2 pseudogenes are annotated in these 674 nt (G+C 60.1%); both read right to left on the bottom strand.

From position 1 onward, the window contains the following. A pseudogene (locus AC1EJZ_RS11195) lies at positions 1 to 416 on the bottom strand (hypothetical protein); the annotation flags it as partial. Next, positions 409 to 674 (bottom strand): annotated as a pseudogene (locus AC1EJZ_RS11190) (hypothetical protein); the annotation flags it as partial. The pseudogenes AC1EJZ_RS11195 and AC1EJZ_RS11190, both read right to left, overlap by 8 nt.

The raw sequence follows: 674 nt of genomic DNA, 5'->3' as shown, positions 1-674 counted from the left end.
CCCAGGTCGGCTTCCAAGACGGTGATCGCGCTGATGGTTTGCCCGCTCATAGATGACAGGTCAGAGCGCGTATACCCGGCCAACTGCTGGGAGCACGCGGACAGCTGAGTGTTAATGTTGCCCCACGTCTGAGCATAGGCCGCAACCTGATCCGCATCACCAGTGAACTCATCGAGCCACTGATCCAAAGGGTGAACATGCTCAAGCACCCATCCGGCACCCATCGCGATCAGCGAACCGATCGGGTCAGCGATAAAACTGGCCGCATCACCTACAGCAGCGAACGCAGCCATACCGCCACTGACCCAGCTGCCTGAATTGAACGCGCCAACCAGCTGCTCGCCGTCTTCAAGAAGAAACGTGCCGGCAAGCGGGCTGGTCGAGTCCTGACGCTGCGCCACCAAAGGATTAGCCACGCCGACCTCGCTTCCCCCACACGCTCACCTCATTGTTGAAGGAGCGTGTCAGCTCGTCTTCGTGAGCAGTAAAATCCTCCACAGCAATACCCAGCTGACTGCACAGCCGGTCCAACGCGCTCGACGCGCTTGACAGCGCGTCACGCGCCTGACCTTCCACCAGCGACAGGGGCGGGACCAAAAAAGGCGAACACAATACGCCGAACGCGCCATCACCCACACCGACCTGAACGGACGCATCACGGGCCATCTGAATTC

This window comes from Pauljensenia sp. C0170B5, assembly GCF_056590195.1.
The sequence above is the reverse complement of the archived record's forward strand: the minus strand, read 5'-3'. Positions and strand labels throughout refer to the sequence as shown.